The organism is Paenisporosarcina indica (genome assembly GCF_001939075.1).
Classification (GTDB): Bacteria; Bacillota; Bacilli; order Bacillales_A; family Planococcaceae; genus Paenisporosarcina; species Paenisporosarcina indica.
This window is the reverse complement of sequence record NZ_MPTA01000002.1, coordinates 541096-559917: the sequence shown is the minus strand read 5'-3', so window position 1 is coordinate 559917 and position 18822 is coordinate 541096. Positions and strand designations below refer to the sequence as shown.

Annotated in this window: 17 protein-coding genes; 10 read left to right on the top strand and 7 right to left on the bottom strand. The window is 39.1% G+C overall.

What is annotated here, in order from left to right; genetic code table 11:
* Positions 1 to 21: 21 nt before the first annotated feature.
* Entirely contained in the window at positions 22 to 684 is a 663-nt protein-coding gene (locus tag GY23_RS08185) for a GntR family transcriptional regulator (RefSeq protein WP_075618722.1), read from the bottom strand.
* Positions 685 to 916: 232 nt separating this feature from the next.
* Here GY23_RS08185 and GY23_RS08180 point away from each other — a divergent pair, with 232 nt between their 5' ends.
* A complete protein-coding gene (locus GY23_RS08180) occupies positions 917 to 2563 on the top strand; it encodes an FAD-binding dehydrogenase (protein WP_075618721.1) in 1647 nt (548 codons plus the stop codon).
* Positions 2564 to 2797: 234 nt separating this feature from the next.
* Positions 2798 to 3364 (top strand): C40 family peptidase, encoded by a 567-nt coding sequence (locus GY23_RS08175; protein ID WP_075618720.1) that lies wholly within the window; start codon positions 2798 to 2800, stop codon positions 3362 to 3364.
* A gap of 364 nt (positions 3365 to 3728) precedes the next feature.
* Here the strand turns inward: GY23_RS08175 and GY23_RS08170 are convergent, their stop codons facing one another.
* Positions 3729 to 4799 carry a YkvI family membrane protein gene (locus GY23_RS08170; RefSeq protein WP_075618719.1) on the bottom strand — a complete coding sequence of 357 codons (1071 nt, stop codon included), beginning with the start codon at positions 4797 to 4799 and terminating at the stop codon, positions 3729 to 3731.
* A gap of 298 nt (positions 4800 to 5097) precedes the next feature.
* Between GY23_RS08170 and GY23_RS08165 the strand changes: the two genes are divergently transcribed.
* The 3 genes from GY23_RS08165 to GY23_RS08155 all read left to right on the top strand — a co-directional run bounded on the left by GY23_RS08165 (position 5098) and on the right by GY23_RS08155 (position 8181).
* A complete protein-coding gene (locus tag GY23_RS08165) occupies positions 5098 to 5904 on the top strand; it encodes a DUF2935 domain-containing protein (protein WP_075618718.1) in 807 nt (268 codons plus the stop codon).
* 117 nt (positions 5905 to 6021) lie between these two features.
* Positions 6022 to 6504: a site-2 protease family protein gene (locus GY23_RS08160; protein ID WP_075618717.1), complete on the top strand. Its 483-nt coding sequence runs from the start codon at positions 6022 to 6024 to the stop codon at positions 6502 to 6504.
* Positions 6505 to 7560: 1056 nt separating this feature from the next.
* Entirely contained in the window at positions 7561 to 8181 is a 621-nt protein-coding gene (locus tag GY23_RS08155) for a YczE/YyaS/YitT family protein (RefSeq protein WP_075618716.1), read from the top strand.
* 48 nt (positions 8182 to 8229) lie between these two features.
* On the opposite strand, the gene GY23_RS08150 is transcribed toward GY23_RS08155, so the two are convergent.
* Positions 8230 to 9213, bottom strand: coding sequence for an NAD(P)/FAD-dependent oxidoreductase (locus GY23_RS08150; protein WP_075618715.1), 984 nt, complete (start codon positions 9211 to 9213; stop codon positions 8230 to 8232).
* Between the two features lie 212 nt (positions 9214 to 9425).
* On the opposite strand from GY23_RS08150, the gene GY23_RS08145 reads away from it, so the two are divergent.
* A complete protein-coding gene (locus GY23_RS08145; protein WP_075618714.1) occupies positions 9426 to 9683 on the top strand; it encodes a hypothetical protein in 258 nt (85 codons plus the stop codon).
* Positions 9684 to 9881: 198 nt separating this feature from the next.
* Positions 9882 to 10742 carry an AraC family transcriptional regulator gene (locus GY23_RS08140; RefSeq protein ID WP_075618713.1) on the top strand — a complete coding sequence of 287 codons (861 nt, stop codon included), beginning with the start codon at positions 9882 to 9884 and terminating at the stop codon, positions 10740 to 10742.
* A 205-nt stretch (positions 10743 to 10947) separates the two neighbouring features.
* Here the strand turns inward: GY23_RS08140 and GY23_RS08135 are convergent, their stop codons facing one another.
* The 3 genes from GY23_RS08135 to GY23_RS08125 form a co-directional block, all read right to left on the bottom strand.
* Entirely contained in the window at positions 10948 to 12234 is a 1287-nt protein-coding gene (locus GY23_RS08135; RefSeq protein ID WP_425434979.1) for an MFS transporter, read from the bottom strand.
* Between the two features lie 37 nt (positions 12235 to 12271).
* On the bottom strand, positions 12272 to 13264 hold the full coding sequence (locus tag GY23_RS08130) for an EAL domain-containing protein (RefSeq protein WP_075618712.1): 993 nt from the start codon (positions 13262 to 13264) through the stop codon (positions 12272 to 12274).
* 124 nt (positions 13265 to 13388) lie between these two features.
* Entirely contained in the window at positions 13389 to 13862 is a 474-nt protein-coding gene (locus GY23_RS08125; RefSeq protein ID WP_075618711.1) for an Lrp/AsnC family transcriptional regulator, read from the bottom strand.
* 185 nt (positions 13863 to 14047) lie between these two features.
* On the opposite strand from GY23_RS08125, the gene GY23_RS08120 reads away from it, so the two are divergent.
* A complete protein-coding gene (locus GY23_RS08120) occupies positions 14048 to 14989 on the top strand; it encodes a DMT family transporter (RefSeq protein ID WP_075618710.1) in 942 nt (313 codons plus the stop codon).
* 55 nt (positions 14990 to 15044) lie between these two features.
* On the opposite strand, the gene pepF is transcribed toward GY23_RS08120, so the two are convergent.
* Positions 15045 to 16865 (bottom strand): oligoendopeptidase F, encoded by a 1821-nt coding sequence (gene pepF / locus GY23_RS08115; RefSeq protein WP_075618709.1) that lies wholly within the window; start codon positions 16863 to 16865, stop codon positions 15045 to 15047.
* Between the two features lie 425 nt (positions 16866 to 17290).
* On the opposite strand from pepF, the gene GY23_RS08110 reads away from it, so the two are divergent.
* Entirely contained in the window at positions 17291 to 18121 is an 831-nt protein-coding gene (locus GY23_RS08110) for an amino acid ABC transporter substrate-binding protein (protein ID WP_075618708.1), read from the top strand.
* The gene (locus GY23_RS08105; protein ID WP_139311101.1) at positions 18108 to 18809 is read left to right on the top strand and encodes an amino acid ABC transporter permease; all 702 of its coding nucleotides are present in this window, start codon (positions 18108 to 18110) and stop codon (positions 18807 to 18809) included. The genes GY23_RS08110 and GY23_RS08105 overlap by 14 nt, the downstream gene beginning before the upstream one ends.
* Positions 18810 to 18822: the final 13 nt, after the last annotated feature.

Here is an 18822-nt window from a genome sequence, read left to right as displayed (position 1 = left end):
AAACGATTGAGTCACTTTACATTACTCGCGTTCACGAGAATAAAATTCTTCTATTGCGTTCAGCCAATTATCTCGCATTATTTTTGAAACGAGCGTTGTATCATGGTTTTTTAGATGTTTGATAATCTTCGCATGATCTTCTATGGAATGAGTAGTTAAGACAATCGAATTATGGTAAAAAAGCCTTCTAACATGCGCTTGGAGGGTAGCAACCATCGCTGTAATATAGGGATTATTTGCTGCGTCTATAATGATTTGGTGAAAATCTTCATCGAGTTTAAGTGCCGCAAAATAATTTTCGATTTGGATTGCCTGAGAAAAACGTTCGTTCATATCTTCTAAATTTCGAATGATGTGTTCATTTAAATTCGGAACCACTAATTCTGCCGCTAGTGCTTGAAGTGCTGCAAGTGGAGGAAGAAGGTCTATTATGTCTTCTTTTTTCACTTTCGTCACTTGAGTTGCTTTTCCAGGAAACATTTCAACAAATCCTTGAACCTCAAGCAATTGTAATGATTCGCGAATAGGCGTTCTGCTTACACCTAATGCTTCCGCTAATTCGGTATCATTCAATTTTTCTTCTGGCCGCAACGTACCATCGATAATCCATTGCTGCAATTGATTAAATGCATTTTCTTTGGCAGATATACGAATTGGTTTAGCATGATTGATTGGTACAGGCATAAAGAATCAACCTTTCCTATGAAATAGTTCATATGTATGACATCCAGTTTCTACTAGTATACTACAAAAAATGGTTATGCGATATATTGCTAATCCAAATCACAGAGTTATTAATTAATATGACATTCAATAAATAAATTGTTTCATATTATAAAGGAAAATATCCAAGATTAATCGAATATAGTAGAAAATAGAATAGTGGAAAATTGAGTGTTCTAGGGGTGTATTCAACATGAATGCAGATGTGATTGTAATAGGTGCAGGATTAGCTGGATTAGTGGTAACTGCTGAGTTGACCGATGCTGGAAAGAGAGTGCTATTGCTAGATCAAGAACCTGAATCATCACTTGGCGGCCAAGCTTGGTGGTCATTTGGTGGATTATTTCTAGTCAATTCTCCTGAACAACGGAGAATGGGGATTCGAGATTCTCTTGAATTAGCTTGGCAAGACTGGCAAGGTGCTGCGGGATTTGATCGTGATGAAGATGATTATTGGGGACGTAAATGGGCAGAAGCATATGTTGAATTTGCTGCAGGTGAAAAAAGAGACTGGCTACGTTCTTTAGGGGTTCGGTTCTTTCCTGTAGTAGGATGGGCCGAACGTGGCGGGTATCTAGCTGAAGGGCATGGCAATTCAGTCCCGCGATTTCATATCGTATGGGGAACAGGTCCGGGAATTGTTCAACCATTCGAAAAGAAATTACGCAAAGCAATGGAATTAAATCTTGTGGATTATCGACCGAGACACCGTGTAGATGAATTGTTACTGGATAATGGAGCAGTGGTTGGCGTAAAAGGAATGGTCCTAGTTCCTAGTAACGTAGGGCGAGGGGAAGCCAGTTCAAGAGAATTAGTCGGGCCATTCAATGAAAAAGCTCCATCTGTCGTTGTGACGAGTGGAGGAATTGGTGCGAATTTGGACTTGATCCGTCAAAACTGGCCAAAACGATTAGGAAAAGCACCAGAACGTATGATTTCGGGTGTGCCGACACATGTGGATGGACGAATGTTAGGAATAGCAGAAGCAGCTGGTGGAAGCATCGTTAACCGAGACCGCATGTGGCATTATACGGAAGGGATTCAAAATTGGAATCCGGTATGGGCCAACCATGGAATTCGGATTTTACCTGGACCATCATCTCTATGGTTCGATGCAACAGGAAAAAGATTTCCAGCTCCTAATTTCCCAGGCTTTGATACACTCGGTACTTTAGAAACGATTCAAAAAACGGGCTATGACTATTCGTGGTTTGTATTGACCCAAAAAGTAATTGAAAAAGAATTCGCACTTTCTGGTTCCGAACAAAACCCGGATTTGACTGGAAAGAGTGTTCGCCAAGTACTATCTCGTGTGCTGCCTGGACCTACTGCACCTGTCAAAGCATTTATGGACAAGGGAAAAGACTTTGTTGTTGCCAACACACTTGAAGAACTTGTCGAGGGGATGAACAAGCTAACGGGTGATGGGTTAATTCAATTCGACGAGTTGAAACGTCAGATTGTGGCACGTGATAGAGAACTTGATCATACATTCTCAAAAGACTTGCAAGTGACAGCATTACGAGGTGCTCGTAATTATATTGGAGACAAACTAATACGAGTAGCCAAACCGCATAAATTTCTGGACGCACGTAATGGTCCTTTGATTGCCGTACGACTAAACATTATTAGCAGAAAAACGCTTGGTGGTTTGCAAACTGATTTGTCAGGACGTGTGCTTGGTTCGTTTGGCGAGCCTGTTCAAGGTTTATATGCAGCGGGTGAAGTTTGTGGGTTTGGTGGTGGAGGTATCCATGGGTACCGTTCTCTAGAAGGTACTTTCTTAGGTGGCTGCTTGTTTACTGGGCTTCAAGTCGGACGAGCAATAGCAAGGCAGTAAAGATGTTGGATATTTGCTTGTCAGTGATGAATTGAAACGCAATTACGGAAATGGCTAATTTCATACTTTATCTTAATTTGACTGCCTGTCTAGGTCTCGGGTCTGAGTTGTCAAAACGCCTCTCGTCCGATGGCGTGGTTGTTAATGCTAAGTTATACTTTAAATAAATTGATAAATTGAAAAATTAATCAACTCATCATTTATTGTGAATTTTGTAATACAAGGGGGGAAACCATGGAAATTTATTTTGTTTTTACTGATACTAAAACGTCACTAGGAAAATTGATTAAAAAATTTACCAACCATCCGTTTAGTCATGTCTCGATATCTTTTAGTCAAGACTTGAGTGAAGTCTATAGTTTTGGAAGGAAAAATATTGACAATCCTTTTGGTGGAGGATTTGTAAAAGAAGACATGAGTATTCCGTTTTTTCAAAGGGCCAAGTGTGCGGTCTTCAGTTGCACGGTCACGGAAAGAGAATATGAGTTGATGAGAGCCTTCATGAAAGATTTCGAGAAAAATCAAGAGAAATACAAATATAATTTCCTGGGATTGTTTGGAGTACTTTTCGAGAGAACTATTGAAAGAGAATCTGCCTTTTTCTGTTCGCAATTCGTTGCCACTGTATTCAAAAGTAGTGGGCGTCCGATTGTAAATAAGCCGCCAAGCCTAACTTCGCCAAAAGATATCTATTCATCCAGCGAGTTGACTTATATTTATACCGGTACATTAAAATATTACCCGTTTTTAATAGAAGTAAACCAAACTTTGGAGAAACATAAAATGGCGGTATGTATATAATAACCATACCTAAATACTAGTTCCAATTGGCCTTATTCTTTGCTTAAATGTATATTATTTAAATTTGATCTATAATGCAAGAAACTAATTGAAATCATTTGAAAAAAGCTAGACTAATTCTAAGTGGTTCCGATTGAATGGAGAATACTTAAGAAGTCAGCTTATTAAATCGTTACGACCCTTCATGAATTCAGAGCTTGATTAATGAGAGCGTTTAACATAAAAAACGACGCATCGGTATTCGTCGTTTTCCTAAAGAGCTTAGTCAACGGGTGTCAGTTCAACTAGCCTATATGTAAGAAGGCTGTCTTAAAAAGTCGAATAACGCGACTTTTCAGGACAGCCTTTATTGTGTTTTTCGTATTTATCCGTTCTGATCGTTGGTTACTGTTTTACCGTCTTTCTTAAATGAAGCATAAATGATTGCCCCAACAAGGAATAAGCCAAGATAACCGACTACTGGATAGAACATTGTGACTAGCTTCGTAAAGCCTACGAAACTTGCCACATAAGCTGTAACTCCAGTTATGATGACAAAAACTCTGAACTTAGTGGTTCCCATTGGGACAAAACGTGCTGAGAATGAGAAGAGCATGCTGACTGCAGTATTGTAAATCATCCCAAATAGGATAATCGACATAAAGAATCCGAGAATCGGAGATATATCGTCAACGATTTTTAACATAGGCATCTCGAATCCAGCAACTGTATCAATTTTTGAAAAGATGGCTAGATGGCTCAAGATGATTAGGATACCAAGTCCGAGTCCACCAATTAAGCCACCGCGAGCTGCGATTTTCTCGTCTTTTTCAGTACCTCCCATGACAATTGACATAGAAGCCCCCACTGCAATATTAAAGGATACATAATTGATCGCAGACACGAACCAGTTTGGCAATGTGGTTGGCTGCTCTTTTGCAATTGGATTCAACTCAGCAAAAGATAAATCCATCGTTAGTAAGCAGTAAATTGACACAAAAACGACAGTAATGATCAAGAATGGTGTCACACCACCGATAATAGCGATGACTTTTTGTACATTCAACATGATGGTGAGGATGACAATCACCGCCATAACCGTACTGCCGAGCGCGGAAGAAAGCCCAAATTGCTGTGAAAAAATGGACCCTGCTCCGGCAATCATGACTACTCCTACGCCGAACAATGTAAAGATAATGATGTAATCAACAATTCTCCCGACATATTTCCCACTCATCTTATAAACAACCTCTTTATGAGAAGTTGTTTGCATCCTACTACCAAGTCGAGTTAAATTCATGCCGAGATAGGCAAATAATACAGTTGAAATCAATGCCGCGATCAATCCCATATAACCAAAACTAGTAAAATACTGAAGTATTTCCTGTCCCGAAGCAAATCCTGCTCCGACAATTATGCCAATAAATGCACTACCCATCTGTAAGCTTTTCTTCATGATGTCCCCCTTGATGTAAAACCCGCTAAATAAGAAGATATTGATAAAAATCCATATCAAAAATTAGGCTTGCTTCAATTTAGCAGAATAATCCCCATCTTTCAATGGGAAGGATGCAAGTTGCTGCGAGGACACTTCTATCCTCCTACGTTTAATATGTAAAATGGTTCATAATTGATAAAAAGTTTTAAGAAACTTGCATGTTTTATTTCTTTACTTAATTAATTCGTCCCCTTATGGAGCATTAATAGGAATGTGACATACGATAAATTGTATTGAAAAAAACGGAGGCGAATGTATGTCAAACGAGTTTGTTGTAAGGTCATTAGATGAAATTCAATTTTGGTCAAGAATAATGAAAGAACATGCGTTGTTTTTGAGCTTAGGATTTACATTTAATGAGCAAAAGCTCATTGAGGAAGCGCAACAATTCATTACGGTCTTTGAGAGGATTGAAGAGCAGTTAGCAGGGTACTCAGAGCATTCGGATCCTCAACAAATAAGAGCTTTCAATTCACAAGTGTACCAAGCCGCTGCATCTATTTGGGCATATAAACGAAAAGTACTAGGGCTAATCCTACGTTGTGAAATCTTTACCAATAATTATCCTTTATTAGTTGACCATATAAGTAGGGAAGCTGCTTATTTTGCAAATCGATTAAAAGAGTTAAATGAAGGGACACTCCAACCTTTACCGGAGGCCATCATCCAAGAAAACGTATTCTTCCTTAAAATCATGGCAGACCATGCGAAGTTTATCGGACATTTGTTAGATCCAAGTGAACGGAAATTGGTCGATCAGGCAAGAGAATTTAGCCATGACTTTGATCAGTTACTATATCAGGCAATTGACCTGGACAGTATGAGACCTCAGTCCGAAACGACTCCGTTACTGACACAATTCTTGGATCAAAATCGAGTATCTGTTGTTTCATTAAGAGATTTCAAGAAAACCGCACGTGATTTAATTGACGAATGTCGGATCAAGAGCAATATTCATCCATTGTTAGCTGACCATGTTTTTAGAGAAGCAAGCCGTTTTGTTGAAATTATTGATATGTTCGAAGAAAGCCTGGTTAATATCGGTCCCGATAAGATTTGCTGAAAAAGTAAATCCGATTAGCAAATATTACCTGAAGAATTGTAAGGGGTAATGATTGAATTCCACCAACGTTTCTCGTAGACTAAGTCATCATTACTTAATGGATAAGTAGGTGACAAAATGTTTGGATTCAATGACCTTTGGAAGTTTTTCTTTTCCTTTTTTCTTGTTATGCCACTCGTGACGTTATTTCATCAAATGGGACATATGTTTTTCGCGCGCATATTTGGGGGGAAAGTAAATATGCATATCGGAAGCGGAAAGGTTCTTACGAAAATTGGGCCACTTCATATTCGCCGTTTATATTTTTATGATGGTTGGTGCGAGTACGTTACCATTGCTAAAAAAGATAAAAGATGGCAACTGATTTTAGTTTATTTAGGTGGTTCAATATTTAATGTAGCCAGTATCTTCATACTGAATGGATTGATTTTGATGAATGAACTTGAGCCAAGCATCTTTCTTTATCATTTTGTATATTTTTCTTTCTACTTCGTTTTCTTTTCATTATTTCCGATTTGGCACGGGGAAAACCCAAGCGATGGAATGGCAGTTTTGAATCTCATTCGAAAAAAACCTTTTAAAAATAATCCGACAATGTAAAACAATGATCCAAAGTATAGTCGATATCGGTCGAACTTTTTAATAATAGTAGAAGCATAAAACTTAGGATTACCCCTAAACAAGTGTTGAACGCTTTTCCTACCCTAAATATAGGACGCTGAAAAAATTTACCAATATAGACTGGACTAAGAATTCCCTATAATACACGTTCCGGCGCTTTGTGGATGGCCTCGTACGAGAAGCTTGGCTACTACTTGAAAGGCATCTGCGCTGGTTCTGTCTAGGCAAATTTACATCCAGTTCTATATACAAATAACCAACGAGCCTTTCCTTGATTTTTTCGAGGAAAGGCTCGTTGGTTTAGAATGAAAGCGCTTTTTCAGTGCCTGTCTCGTATTGAGCGGTCTTTTTGTGGAGTAATTGGGTGAACGGGTAGAAAAATCATGCGGGAAAGGCTAGAAAGGGGTGATGAACGGCTAGAAAGACCTCGCGAACGAGGTAGAGATCAGAATGAATGGAAATAAAACTAATAAATAGCCATGCTTCTTTAACAGTAGCGTAGTGGAAAACGAATCTAATTTGCTCCCAAACACTTTGTTGAGACCACTGAAAAAATTCACCATAATAAGGCTGGACTAAGCATTTTTTGACTGAGCGAGGGCTCAGTTGTAATAATCGTGGGTCACGTAGGAATAATTGGGGATGACGTAGGAAAAAAGGGAGATCACGTAGGAATTATTGGCCTTCAGGTAGGAAACACCCCTTTTCCGGAAAGAGTTTCCCATTCTCCTTATCACAGCAAAGGCTGCCAGCATCTCCGGCAGCCCCAATTAATTTTTTCATCTTCCATATTTACTCCGAAGACGAACATAATGATTGTAATAATATAAAGAAAATCTTTAACTATAGAAATTAAGTGCATTAGAGATATCCCAACTAAAAAATTGCCTCATTTAATTAGCTGGTGGCTACCTAGCCCGTTTATAAACTACCATGAAGGGCTATTTTTTGTGAATTAAGAAATCGTTGAATGAGTTTGTTTTCATGATAAGATGTTGGGATAATACATCTTAGTTGCATAGAAAAGGAGCCAGCATGAAAAATCGTGTAATTATTGCGTTGTTTTATTTGATTGGTTTGACGTTTTTGTCACTTGGAATTAGTTTAATGATTATAGCTGATTTAGGGGCAGGTGCATGGGATGCCATGTATGTGGGATTGTCCGATAAATTAGGATTAAGTGTAGGCACATGGATCTTTATTGTTGGAATTTTATTGATTTTATTAAATGGCTTAATTATGAAAAGGATTCCTGATTTTTCAGCAATTATTACCATTTTTCTTATTGGTGTATTTATGGATGTTTGGTTATTGGTTGTATTTTCGGAATTCACGAGTGCAGCTATTGCGATGCGGGTTTTCATGATGATTGCAGGAATTGTCATTTGTGCCATTGGGATTGCTAGCTATCTTCAATCTAACTTTGCTCGAAATCCGATGGACAGTTTAATGGTGGCGATTCAATATCGAACAGGGAAGAGTTTGTGGGTATCAAAAATGAGCATGGAACTAACGGTTTTGGTCATCGCATTTTTCGTGAGTGGTCCAATTGGAGTCGGGACAGTGTTAATGACCATTTTAATCGGTCCCCTTATTCAGTTGTTTTTTTCTCCCGTCACGAGAATACGCGAAAAATTATGTGCTGTACAAGTGTAATGATAAATACAAAAAGGAGCGGAGAATTTTCCGCTCCTTTTTGCTGTATTAATGAGAAAATAAATCGGTAGAATGTTTTAAGTGCTTTTTGGTTTCAGGATCCACAAAATGTTTAGCGGAATTAATGGCAATAGGTGCCTCGCCAAATCCACAAGCAATCAGTTTTACTTTACCTTCGTACGTATTACTGTCTCCCACTGCATAGACACCAGGTAGAGAAGTTTCCATTTTGGAATTAACCACGATTGCATGTCTTTCCATTTCCATTCCCCAATCTTTCATGGAACCAATGGAAGAGCGGAAGCCGTAGTTAACAATCACGTGATCAGCTTTAAGTAGTTCGACTTGACCATCAGAATTCCGTACCGCTACATGCGTAAACGCATCACCTTCTGGTTCGAAATGATCGACGACGTAAGGTGTCTTAATGATGACGTTAGATTGATGAAGTAACTCGATACTATGTTCGTGTGCTCGGAATGAGTCTCTGCGATGAACGAGTGTCACCGATTTTGCCACCGGTTCAAGCATCAATGCCCAATCGACTGCTGAATCTCCGCCGCCGAATAATACAACATCTTTTCCAGCAAAAGTGCCCATATCATTAACAAAGTAATGAAGTTGACTACCCTCGTACTTAGTGGCTTCAGCATGTTCTAGTCGTTTTGGTTCAAAAGCACCGTTCCCAGTTGTGAAGATGACAGATTTAGATAAATGAGTGTCCGCATCTGTGGTAAGCTGCCATGTACCGTCCTCAAGTCTAGTTAAATCTACTACCGATTCCCCAGTGATGATGGTTGGTGAAAAAATGGAGACTTGTTCAGACAAGTTATCGACTAAATCTTTTGCCCGTATTTTCGGAAATCCAGCAATGTCGTATATATATTTTTCAGGATATAGTGCGGTTAATTGACCACCGACATTCGGTAAACTTTCCACGATTTTCACTGACATTTGTCGCATTCCACCGTAAAATGCCGTGAATAATCCAGTAGGCCCAGCGCCTACAATTGTAACGTCATATATTTTCATGTATATCAAGCCCCTTATTATAATGAATCTACAATAGTTTACCACTTTCGAAGGGAATATAAGCACTTTCAAGCAATTTTCAGTCGAAAGGCTGAGTTTGTTTTCGATTTTTCATAGGACCATTATTCTGTTTTCTATTTAGCTCGTTTTTAAAGTTGTCAGAAGGGAATACTACGGAAAGAACCAAAAAATCTTTCGAGGAGGTAGAGAACATGGAAAGAAAAGACCAGTTTCCAGAATTTGAACCAGATTATACGGAAGTAGAGAAACGGCAAAAACAGCAAGAAGCAAATGAGAAAGAGTTGAGGCAGAATCAACGGCTTCATGATAATCATCAGGAAGAAAATGATCAACAGCAAGCTAATGAAAAAGAGTTGCAACAAAATAATCAATCGGATGACAATAAAAAGGAACAGAAATTGAATGATTTAATCCATGATATTGACAACAAGCAAGGTAGAAATTTCTGATTCCTTGATAAAGGCATGAGTTTTCTTGATATACATGGGACTTTTCTTGTTATCACCAAGACTTTTCACGAAATGCACCTGCTAACGAGCCGCTATTCCTAACTGGATTGCGGTTTTTTTGTGTCTGTCTACGCAAAGCATAAAAGAACAGGTTATGATAGAGAAAAGACTTTATGATCGGTTATGGGAGTGAGCGATATGGGGTGGATGGAGTCATTGCAAGCGACAATTGATTTTATAGAAGAGAATTTGTTGGAACCGATACGGATTGAGGAAATCGCGAGACAAGCAAACACATCGGTATCTCATTTTCATCGACTATTTACAGTGCTTACTGATAGTAGTGTTGGCGAGTATATTCGACGCAGAAGACTGACATTAGCGGCACATGAGCTATCAAAATCTGACCAAAAAATCATCGACGTTGCCTACAAGTATGGCTATGAAACTCCTGAAGCTTTTACAAAAGCATTTCGTAGACAGCATGGCATTACCCCGAGTGAAGCAAGAGGTTTTAGCGGGGAACTAACAATTTATAACCGCCTGGTGATTCAGGTGAATTTGAAAGGGGCAGATCCAATGAAAGTAAGAATGATGGAAAGAGGCGGATTTCAAATTGCGGGGATAAAGCAGGAATTTTCGTGTGTCAATGGAGAGAACCTAGCAGGTATTCCGAAAATGTGGGATGAAGTTAATGGAAATGGAATTGATGATTTGTTGTTTGACATCAACTCCGGCCAAATCCGGGGCGTGTTAGGGGTTTGCGTAGATGTTCCTTCAGAAGAGGGACCAGCCATAGAATATTGGATTGCGACTGAGTTTGTAGGGAATGCACCGGAGAGATTGATGACAATGGAAATTCCAGCGGCAAAGTGGGCAATATTTGAAGTAATTGGGCCAATGCCGCATGCCATGCAAGATATGTGGAAGAAAATCCTTTCGGAATGGTTCCCGTCCAGTGGTTTCGAACATACGACTACACCGTCGATGGAAGTATATTCAAGTGGGAACCCTTCTGGTCCTGATTACTTTTCAGAGATCTGGATTCCGGTAAAATGAATTCATGAAACTATAACAAAACCGCTGCCCATATGGATAGCGGTTTTTTCTTAGTTAGGCTGTGTTGGATTTTGTCGTTGATATTCATTATTTCATTGATCGAAGCCGAAGCCGAAGCCGTCCTTCTGCATCGCTACGCTAGTTTCGAAACATAGAAGTGCGTTGCGACCGAAATTCAATAATATAGTTTTAACAAAACCTTAAGTTAAGATGTCACTGTAGGTTTGGAAGAAGGCAATAACATACACATGCCTGAAGAGATGATTAATAACAAAATGGAAGCGATGAACGAAATGCCATAACCACCTGTCACTTCAAACAATACGCCTGGAATTAAAGACCCCAGTGCAGATCCTACCTGATGACTCAAAAATAACCAACCAATCACGGCACCTGCAGAGAGTTCTTTGAAATAATCGGTCGCGAGTTTAATGGTTGGTGCTACTGTTGCAAAATTGACAACGCCAAAACTGATGGCGAAAAGAATAAGTAAGTGGGATTGCGAAATAACAAAGCCAAACAACGAGACATTGTTTACAATGACGAGTAACAATATGATGGTCAACGCGCGAAACCCGTATAAAAACGTGAGAATATGTTTACTGTTCCAACGATCTGCTAAATACCCGGATAACACGGTACCCAAAATATTGAAGCCAGCGAGTAAACTGACGGCGGTTCCAGTCACTGTGGGAGAAAATCCACAGTACTGTGCAAATGGAATTAGATGTGTATCCATGAGACCGGTTGTCGTTATGCCGCAAACAAAGAACGGGAACATGAGAAAAAGAAATTCCTTTTTCTTCAGAAGTTGAAAAATCGATAATATTTGACTGCTCTTGGGTTGAGAAGATGGATCGGTGACTACTGCTTCCGCATCTCCATAAGCACCAATGCCTTTTTGAGATGGATATGTACGAATAAAGAAATAGACAAGTGGTGAGATAATAAACGTTAGAAATGCGCCCAATATTAAAACGGTCGTTTTCCAACCGAATTGATCATTCAATAGAAGCGCAAGTGGAACTAGGAGTAACTGGCCAGCTGCAGTACCAGCTGACATCAGACCAAGCGCAAAGCCTTTTTTCTTGGTAAACCAGTTCGCAATCGCGATTGAACCTACGACATTGGACGATCCGCCAAAGCCGATGGAGGCAATGATGCCATACAAAATCATGAGTTGCCAAGGTGCAGTAACAAAGAAGGTCAAGATCATTGAAATACCGATGATTAAACTACTGACGGTAAAAATTGCTCTTATTCCATATGTATCGACTAATTTACCAACGAACGGTTGTGAAATGGCAAAGACTATATAGCTGATAAAAGCAACGAGAGAAATGACGCTGCGACTTGTGTCGAAATCTTCTTCCCAAGGTGTGATAAATGCTCCGAATGATAGACGCACACCTTGAGATGAAAGTAAGGCGATAAATACTAGTAACAATACAATCCAGGCATAGTGTATTTTTGGTTTCATATGTTCGCTCATCGGGAGCCTCCCTTCCATTTTTATGTATTGTTAAAAACTAACCTCGTAGTGGAATTTCGGAAGGTTTGCCAAATAAATATCCTTGGCCTAAATCATAGCCCAAACTTTCACAGACTTGAGCCTCTTCAATTCGTTCGATCCCTTCCGCAAGTGTAATAATGCCAAGTGCATGCGCACGGTCATTGGCTTCTTTCAGGAAATCTTGTTTGGTTTGATCTTGGTCACAGTTGGTGATATAAGTACGGTCGATTTTTAGATAATCCGGTCTGAGTAACTCAAACATATCAAGGGTCGAGAATCCAGAGCCTACATCGTCAAGGGCTACTTTCATTCCTTCTTTTTTATAACGGTCCAGGACACTCTTCAAATGCTGCACGTCGGTGACTTTTTCAGTTTCAACCACTTCAAAGACCAAGTCTTCAGGATTCACGTTATTCTTTTCCACGATTTTAAAAGTGTGCTGTAAGCAAAAATCGGGATTATAGATGGTGGAAGGGAGGAAATTAATGAAGCTCTTCGTACCATTTGGGATTTTTCCTTCACGAGCTTTAATTGCTTCTTCACGAGCACGTTGATCGAGTAGGGAGTGCAGTCCCGTTTTAGTTGCTACTTCGAATAACTTGCCAGGTGATATCGATTTAGCTGGATCTTTCGCCCTTAGTAATGATTCATAGGCATACACTTCTTTCGAGTTCAAAGAAATGATCGGTTGTAAATGGCTGACTAATCGTCCATGTTGTATGAAATTGACGGTCTCTTTTTCTTCAAACCGTAATTTGAATGTTTCAAGTTCGATTAATCTTTCCGCCCGATTTGTACGTGATAGTCCCATTTTCATATCACTGATATGCCTCAGGCGAGTCAATTCAACTGCTACCTTTTCCAATGAAGAATAGGCCATATAAGCTAAATGGTCATTTATTATTTGGTACTCATCCGTACTCTGTTCCTGAACTTGATTGGATTCAATGAATAAAAATCCTTCCTCATAGAAATCGAATGAAATTCCACAATGTATGCAACCGTTCATCGAATCACCTCGCTAAAGTCAACTAATATATATTAGTATCACAATGTATTTGGAATTTTGCAATATCATGTTTTTTACCGTAGATATGGGGCTCGCCGCATGAGCAATGTAAATGGGAAGAAGTTTATAAAATCGGCAAGACAGTTGATTGCTTGATCTCGCGCAACACAAGACTTGTTTGGATGCGTGAGATACCGAGTTTGTTGAGTTTGCGAATGAACTCTTCCAATTCACGACGATCTTTGTTGGCTACTTTCAATAGATAATCAAATTCACCTGTTAGGCAATGGCATTCCAACACTTCAGTCATGGCTTCCAAGTTTTGTTCCAAGACTTCAAGTTGTTCAGCCTGATGAATGTCAGTATTGATGAAGATAAAACACAGCAAGTCAAATCCGAGTTTCTCTTGGTTGAGGATGGCAACTTGTCGGTTGATATAGCCTTCGGTTTCCAAACGTTTAATGCGGGCATGTGTAGCGGGAGGGGATAGGTTAACACGTCGTCCAAGTTCCGCATTGCTGATGTTCGCTGTTTTTTGTAGGATATCAAGAATTTGAATGTCTACGGGATCGAGCACTTTACTAATCAGTGTTTCCATATGAATCAACCCTTTCACTTTTTATTCCAAACTGACTGTTTCAATTAACGTGAAACAGAATGAACTGAATTATTTCTATTATATTCTTTCGATTGTTTTGAAATCAAGGAGATACACCGAATGTTATATAGTAAATCCCTTATTGATGCTAAAATTATTCCATTGCAGTAAAGGGGTGACTTGAGATGCCTTATTTTTATTATCTATTATTACTAGTAACGAGCTTGTTATGGGGTGGAAACTTTGTGGTAGGAAAATCATTAGTGGATCATGCATCACCCGTGACGTTAACAACCTTGAGATGGTTGATTGCGGTTGTTTGTCTCATTCCGATTGTCTGGTGGAAAGAGAAACGTTTACTTCCTTCTACAAAAGCCATTATCCCATTACTATTCATGGGGGTTACTGGTGTTGTTTTGTTTAATCTATTTCAATTTCTTGCGTTGGATTTCACGACAGCTACGAATGTTGGGTTAATTTCAACGTTGAATATGTTTTCAATTGCCTTTTTTTCGTTCCTGTTTTTAAGAGAGAAAGTGAATGCTTTTCAATTAGCTTCGATGGTACTTTCTTTTACAGGCGTGTTGTTAGTTCTGTCAAAAGGACATATTGGCATGTTGACTTCGATCGGTTTCAATAGAGGTGACTTGTTGATGGTGTTAGCCGTCTGTATTTGGGGATTATATTCGGTTTGCAGTAGATGGGCGATGAAATATACGACGCCATTAATGGCAACTTTATATTCCGGTGTTTTTGGGGTCGTCCTGTTGATTCCTTTCAATCTAAATGATTTTACCATCACCAATTTAAATGCTTCGTTTGTGCAATCCATTGTGTATACGGGTGTAGTTTCGACTGTGATTTGTATGCTGTTATGGAACATAGGGGTTCAAAAGATAGGGGCAACGTCTTCCGGGATTTTCTTGAACTTTAATCCAATCTTCACGGCCATACTCGCATATTTGTTGTTGGATGAGAGAATGACGTGGATCCAAGGGATTGGTAGTTTGATCGTAATCGCTGGCTGTTTCTTGTTTACCTTTTTTAAGCAAAGGCCCAATCTGTTTCGGGAGAAAGTTTGCCTCTATGAAGATAAAGAACCTTCTATTCCATTAACGAGAGAGTGAAAAAATGAAAACGAACCCGATAGTCAACATGACTCGGGTTCGTTTTTGTTTTGTTCTATTTTGCTGGTACAGCTTCAATTTCTGCTGTTAGTTTCACTAGTTCATCGATTAACTCACCAATGTAGGCAATGGTGTCGCGAAGAGGTTGTTCAGTTGTGATATCAACGCCTGCCATTTGAGCAAGTTCAACAGGTGACTTCGTGCCACCCGCTTGAAGAACTTCTAGCCACTCAGCGACAGCTGGTTCGCCTTCTTTTAAAATACGTTTTGATACTTGTGTTGAAATTGTTAAACCCGCACTGTACGTATATGGATATAAACCTAAATAGTAGTGAGGTTGACGCATCCAAGTAAGCTCTGCTCCTGGAGTAATCTCAACTGCATCACCCCAGAATTCTTCCAATACGCCACGTTTGATTTCATTCAAAATACCGGCATTGACGTTTTGACCTGCATCAACTCGATCATAAACTTTGCGTTGGTACGCCGCTTCAAGTAAATGCGTTACAAAGTTATGGTAGTAAGTGCGAGCAACAATTGATGAAATCACCCAACGCTTGAATTTCGGATCATCTGAATTTTCAAGCAAATGGTTCGCCATCAGCATTTCATTCATGGTTGATGGTGCTTCAATAAAGTATAGTGACGGACGTGAATTGAAGACGTTTTGCTTTTTATGAGCATTATAGAAATGACCGGCATGACCAAGTTCATGTGCAAGCACAAAGACCTCGTTCATTTTGCTAGACCATGAAATGAGAATATAAGGATGGGCACCGTAAGGGCTTGAACAAAATGCTCCTGTTGACTTGCCTGCATTTTGAGCGAAATCAATCCAACGCTCATCAAATGAACGGTTGACCATATCCAAATAGTCGTCACCCATAATTGCCAGTGCATCGTTCATGTACTTTTTCGATTCTTCGATTGTAACTGTTGGTTCGTACGATGGATCTAATGGAATTTTTAAGTCTGCAAAAGTCATTTCTTCCAAGCCATGAACGTCTTGTAGAAGTTTTGCATATTTGCGCATATGTGGTGCCAGTTCACTCATAATTAAATCAATTTGACGATTAAACAATGAACGATCGACTTCTTGTCCAAATAATAACGAATCGAATATAGTGTCATAGCCTCGAAGGTCAGAAGTAGTTTTTTCGATTTGTAAATTCATATCATAGGCTTTTGCCGTAGTGTGTTGGTATTTTTTTAATTGGTTTGAGAATGCCTGGAATGCAGCACGACGTACGTCTTTATCAGTCTCGGATTCCCATTCACCTTCAAATAGTACATAACTTAATGGGTAGGTCTTGCCGTTCACTTCAAAATCTTCAAAAGACAGGTCTACCATCTTTGTTGTATTGTACAACTCGTAAGGACCGTTGAAGGCTGAAGAGTAGGCTGCTAATGTCTTTTCTACCTCGGGACTTAGTTGATGTGGTTTACGACGAATTAATTTTTCCAAGTAATGACCGAATTCACTTGAGTTGTTCATCGCACCCTCTAAAACATCTACAGGCAACGCTAATAGTTCACTATCCACGAATGATAGTTTACTGCTTAAATTTGCAGAGACAGAACCGAATTTAGCTGAACGCATTTGTGCATCGCTGTTCGTTTGATCCGTGCTATGAGAAAGGCTAGCATAAGCGCCAATTGGTACAAATTTTTCGTAAATCGCAGCATACGATTTTAACGATTCTTCGGCAGATGATACGTCTGTAATGTTGCCTTGGAACTGGTTGACGAATGCGTCCACATCTTTTTCAATCTCAACAATGGCTGCTTGATAGCTTTCTTCAGAAACAAATAAATCTTGTAAATTCCACGTTTCTTCTATAGTGACTTCTGAACGTGCTGGTAAACTCTTAACCATTTTCATCTCTCCCCTTTATTACGGATATCGAACTAATAATAAGTATATCGATATTAATTGAAAAATTCATTCTTTTTTCATTTTTTTGTTAAAGGTGAAGATAGATTTTTACAGCAGGCATGTTACATCCTACTGTGGATATTCCTCAAAACAACTCCGCTTTCCACAGGCGAGCGTCGATCCTCCGCTGTTTTTCACCATGTTTATAAATAAGTAAAAATCAGCGATGAAATTAAACATAGCTTTATAGTGAAAAATCATGGTTTCCTTCTATTATTATTTTGCAAAGTTATTTATAAAAAAATGTGATAATTCTTAATAATTCGGGTATTAATACTTTGAGATATTTATTTTGACTTAACCGTTTTGCATGCTATAAGATGGATAATGCCAAGTAAGTTTATCTGAATTAGGAGGAAAACTAAATGAAAAAAATTAGCTATTTGCTATTAATAATGATTACCGCTGTTCTTGTTTTAGCTGCATGTGGTGGTAAAGATAAAGGAAATGAAGAAGGCAATGAAAATCATAATGGATCTAAAAATACGAGTGAAGACCAACTTGCCATCATAAAAGAAAACGGTGAGTTATTAGTTGGAACAGAAGGAACGTATGCACCATTTACATTCCACGATGAGTCAGGGAAATTAACTGGTTTTGACGTAGAAATTTCCGAAGAAATTGCGTCACGTTTAGGCGTTAAAGCGAAGTTTATGGAAACACAATGGGATGCGATGTTCCCTGGTCTTGATTCAAAACGTTTTGATATGATTGCGAATCAAGTGGGAATTAAACCCGAACGCCAAGAAAAATATGATTTTTCTGAACCTTACATCTCTTCTTCAGCAGTGTTAGTTACACATGCGGATAATACAGAGGTAAAAGGGTTTGAAGATATCAAAGGTTTGAAATCGGCTCAATCTTTAACAAGTAACTATGGGAAAATGGCTCAATCTAATGGTGCGGAAATAGTAGGTGTAGACGGATTTATCCAAGCGATTGAGTTGTTGAACTCAAAACGTGTCGATGTTACCATCAATGATAAACTAACTGTTTTGGATTTCCAAAAACAAAAACCAGATGCGAAGATTCAAGTCGTGGCTGAAGCTGAAGATGCAGCACAAAGTGGTCTGATGTTCCGTAAAGGAAATGAAACATTAGTGGAAGCGGTCAATAAAGCTCTAAATGAAATGATTGAAGACGGTACGTATGATAAGATTTCAGACAAATGGTTCGGCGAAAATGTTTTGGAATAATTTTTCCTACGACCCTGATAAAATGCAGCGTTATCTAGATATCGCACAGTCATCCCTCCTGCCTTTGCTGGAGGGTGCTGTTGTATATACGCTTCCATTAACTTTGATTACATTCGTATTGGGATTAACATTAGCCATCCTTACCGCATTGGCTAGAATCTCGACCATTAAACCGCTTCAATGGATTGCTCGTTTCTACGTATCTGCAATTCGTGGGACTCCATTATTGGTTCAGTTATTTATTTTATTTTACGGTTTAGGGTCAGTCGGAATCGTGATTGATCCATTCCCGGCTGCTGTTATCGGTTTTTCATTAAATGTTGGAGCATATGCTTCTGAAGTGATTCGTGCAGCAATCTTATCGATTCCTAAAGGACAATGGGAAGCGGCTCAAATGATCGGGATGTCGTATTCCCAAACTTTACGTCGCGTGATTTTGCCACAAGCTACACGTGTGTCGATCCCACCTCTATCGAATACTTTTATCGGGTTAGTGAAAGACACATCTTTGGCGTCTGCTATTCTAGTAACCGAGATGTTTAGAAGAGCACAAGAAATTGCTGCATTTAATTATGAGGTTTTACTACTTTATACTGAAGTAGCGATTCTATATTGGATTATCTGTTTCCTACTTTCGCTTGTCCAAGGTCGATTGGAACGTCGATTCGATCGCTATGTATCGAGATAAATTCAATTGAATG

Coding starts and splice junctions, on each gene's coding strand:
- GY23_RS08185 (WP_075618722.1), bottom strand. CDS start 684: ATGCCTGTACCAATCAATCATGCTAAACCAATTCGTATATCTGCCAAA.
- GY23_RS08180 (WP_075618721.1), top strand. CDS start 917: ATGAATGCAGATGTGATTGTAATAGGTGCAGGATTAGCTGGATTAGTG.
- GY23_RS08175 (WP_075618720.1), top strand. CDS start 2,798: ATGGAAATTTATTTTGTTTTTACTGATACTAAAACGTCACTAGGAAAA.
- GY23_RS08170 (WP_075618719.1), bottom strand. CDS start 4,799: ATGAAGAAAAGCTTACAGATGGGTAGTGCATTTATTGGCATAATTGTC.
- GY23_RS08165 (WP_075618718.1), top strand. CDS start 5,098: ATGTCAAACGAGTTTGTTGTAAGGTCATTAGATGAAATTCAATTTTGG.
- GY23_RS08160 (WP_075618717.1), top strand. CDS start 6,022: ATGTTTGGATTCAATGACCTTTGGAAGTTTTTCTTTTCCTTTTTTCTT.
- GY23_RS08155 (WP_075618716.1), top strand. CDS start 7,561: ATGAAAAATCGTGTAATTATTGCGTTGTTTTATTTGATTGGTTTGACG.
- GY23_RS08150 (WP_075618715.1), bottom strand. CDS start 9,213: ATGAAAATATATGACGTTACAATTGTAGGCGCTGGGCCTACTGGATTA.
- GY23_RS08145 (WP_075618714.1), top strand. CDS start 9,426: ATGGAAAGAAAAGACCAGTTTCCAGAATTTGAACCAGATTATACGGAA.
- GY23_RS08140 (WP_075618713.1), top strand. CDS start 9,882: ATGGGGTGGATGGAGTCATTGCAAGCGACAATTGATTTTATAGAAGAG.
- GY23_RS08135 (WP_425434979.1), bottom strand. CDS start 12,234: ATGAGCGAACATATGAAACCAAAAATACACTATGCCTGGATTGTATTG.
- GY23_RS08130 (WP_075618712.1), bottom strand. CDS start 13,264: ATGAACGGTTGCATACATTGTGGAATTTCATTCGATTTCTATGAGGAA.
- GY23_RS08125 (WP_075618711.1), bottom strand. CDS start 13,862: ATGGAAACACTGATTAGTAAAGTGCTCGATCCCGTAGACATTCAAATT.
- GY23_RS08120 (WP_075618710.1), top strand. CDS start 14,048: ATGCCTTATTTTTATTATCTATTATTACTAGTAACGAGCTTGTTATGG.
- pepF (WP_075618709.1), bottom strand. CDS start 16,865: ATGGTTAAGAGTTTACCAGCACGTTCAGAAGTCACTATAGAAGAAACG.
- GY23_RS08110 (WP_075618708.1), top strand. CDS start 17,291: ATGAAAAAAATTAGCTATTTGCTATTAATAATGATTACCGCTGTTCTT.
- GY23_RS08105 (WP_139311101.1), top strand. CDS start 18,108: ATGTTTTGGAATAATTTTTCCTACGACCCTGATAAAATGCAGCGTTAT.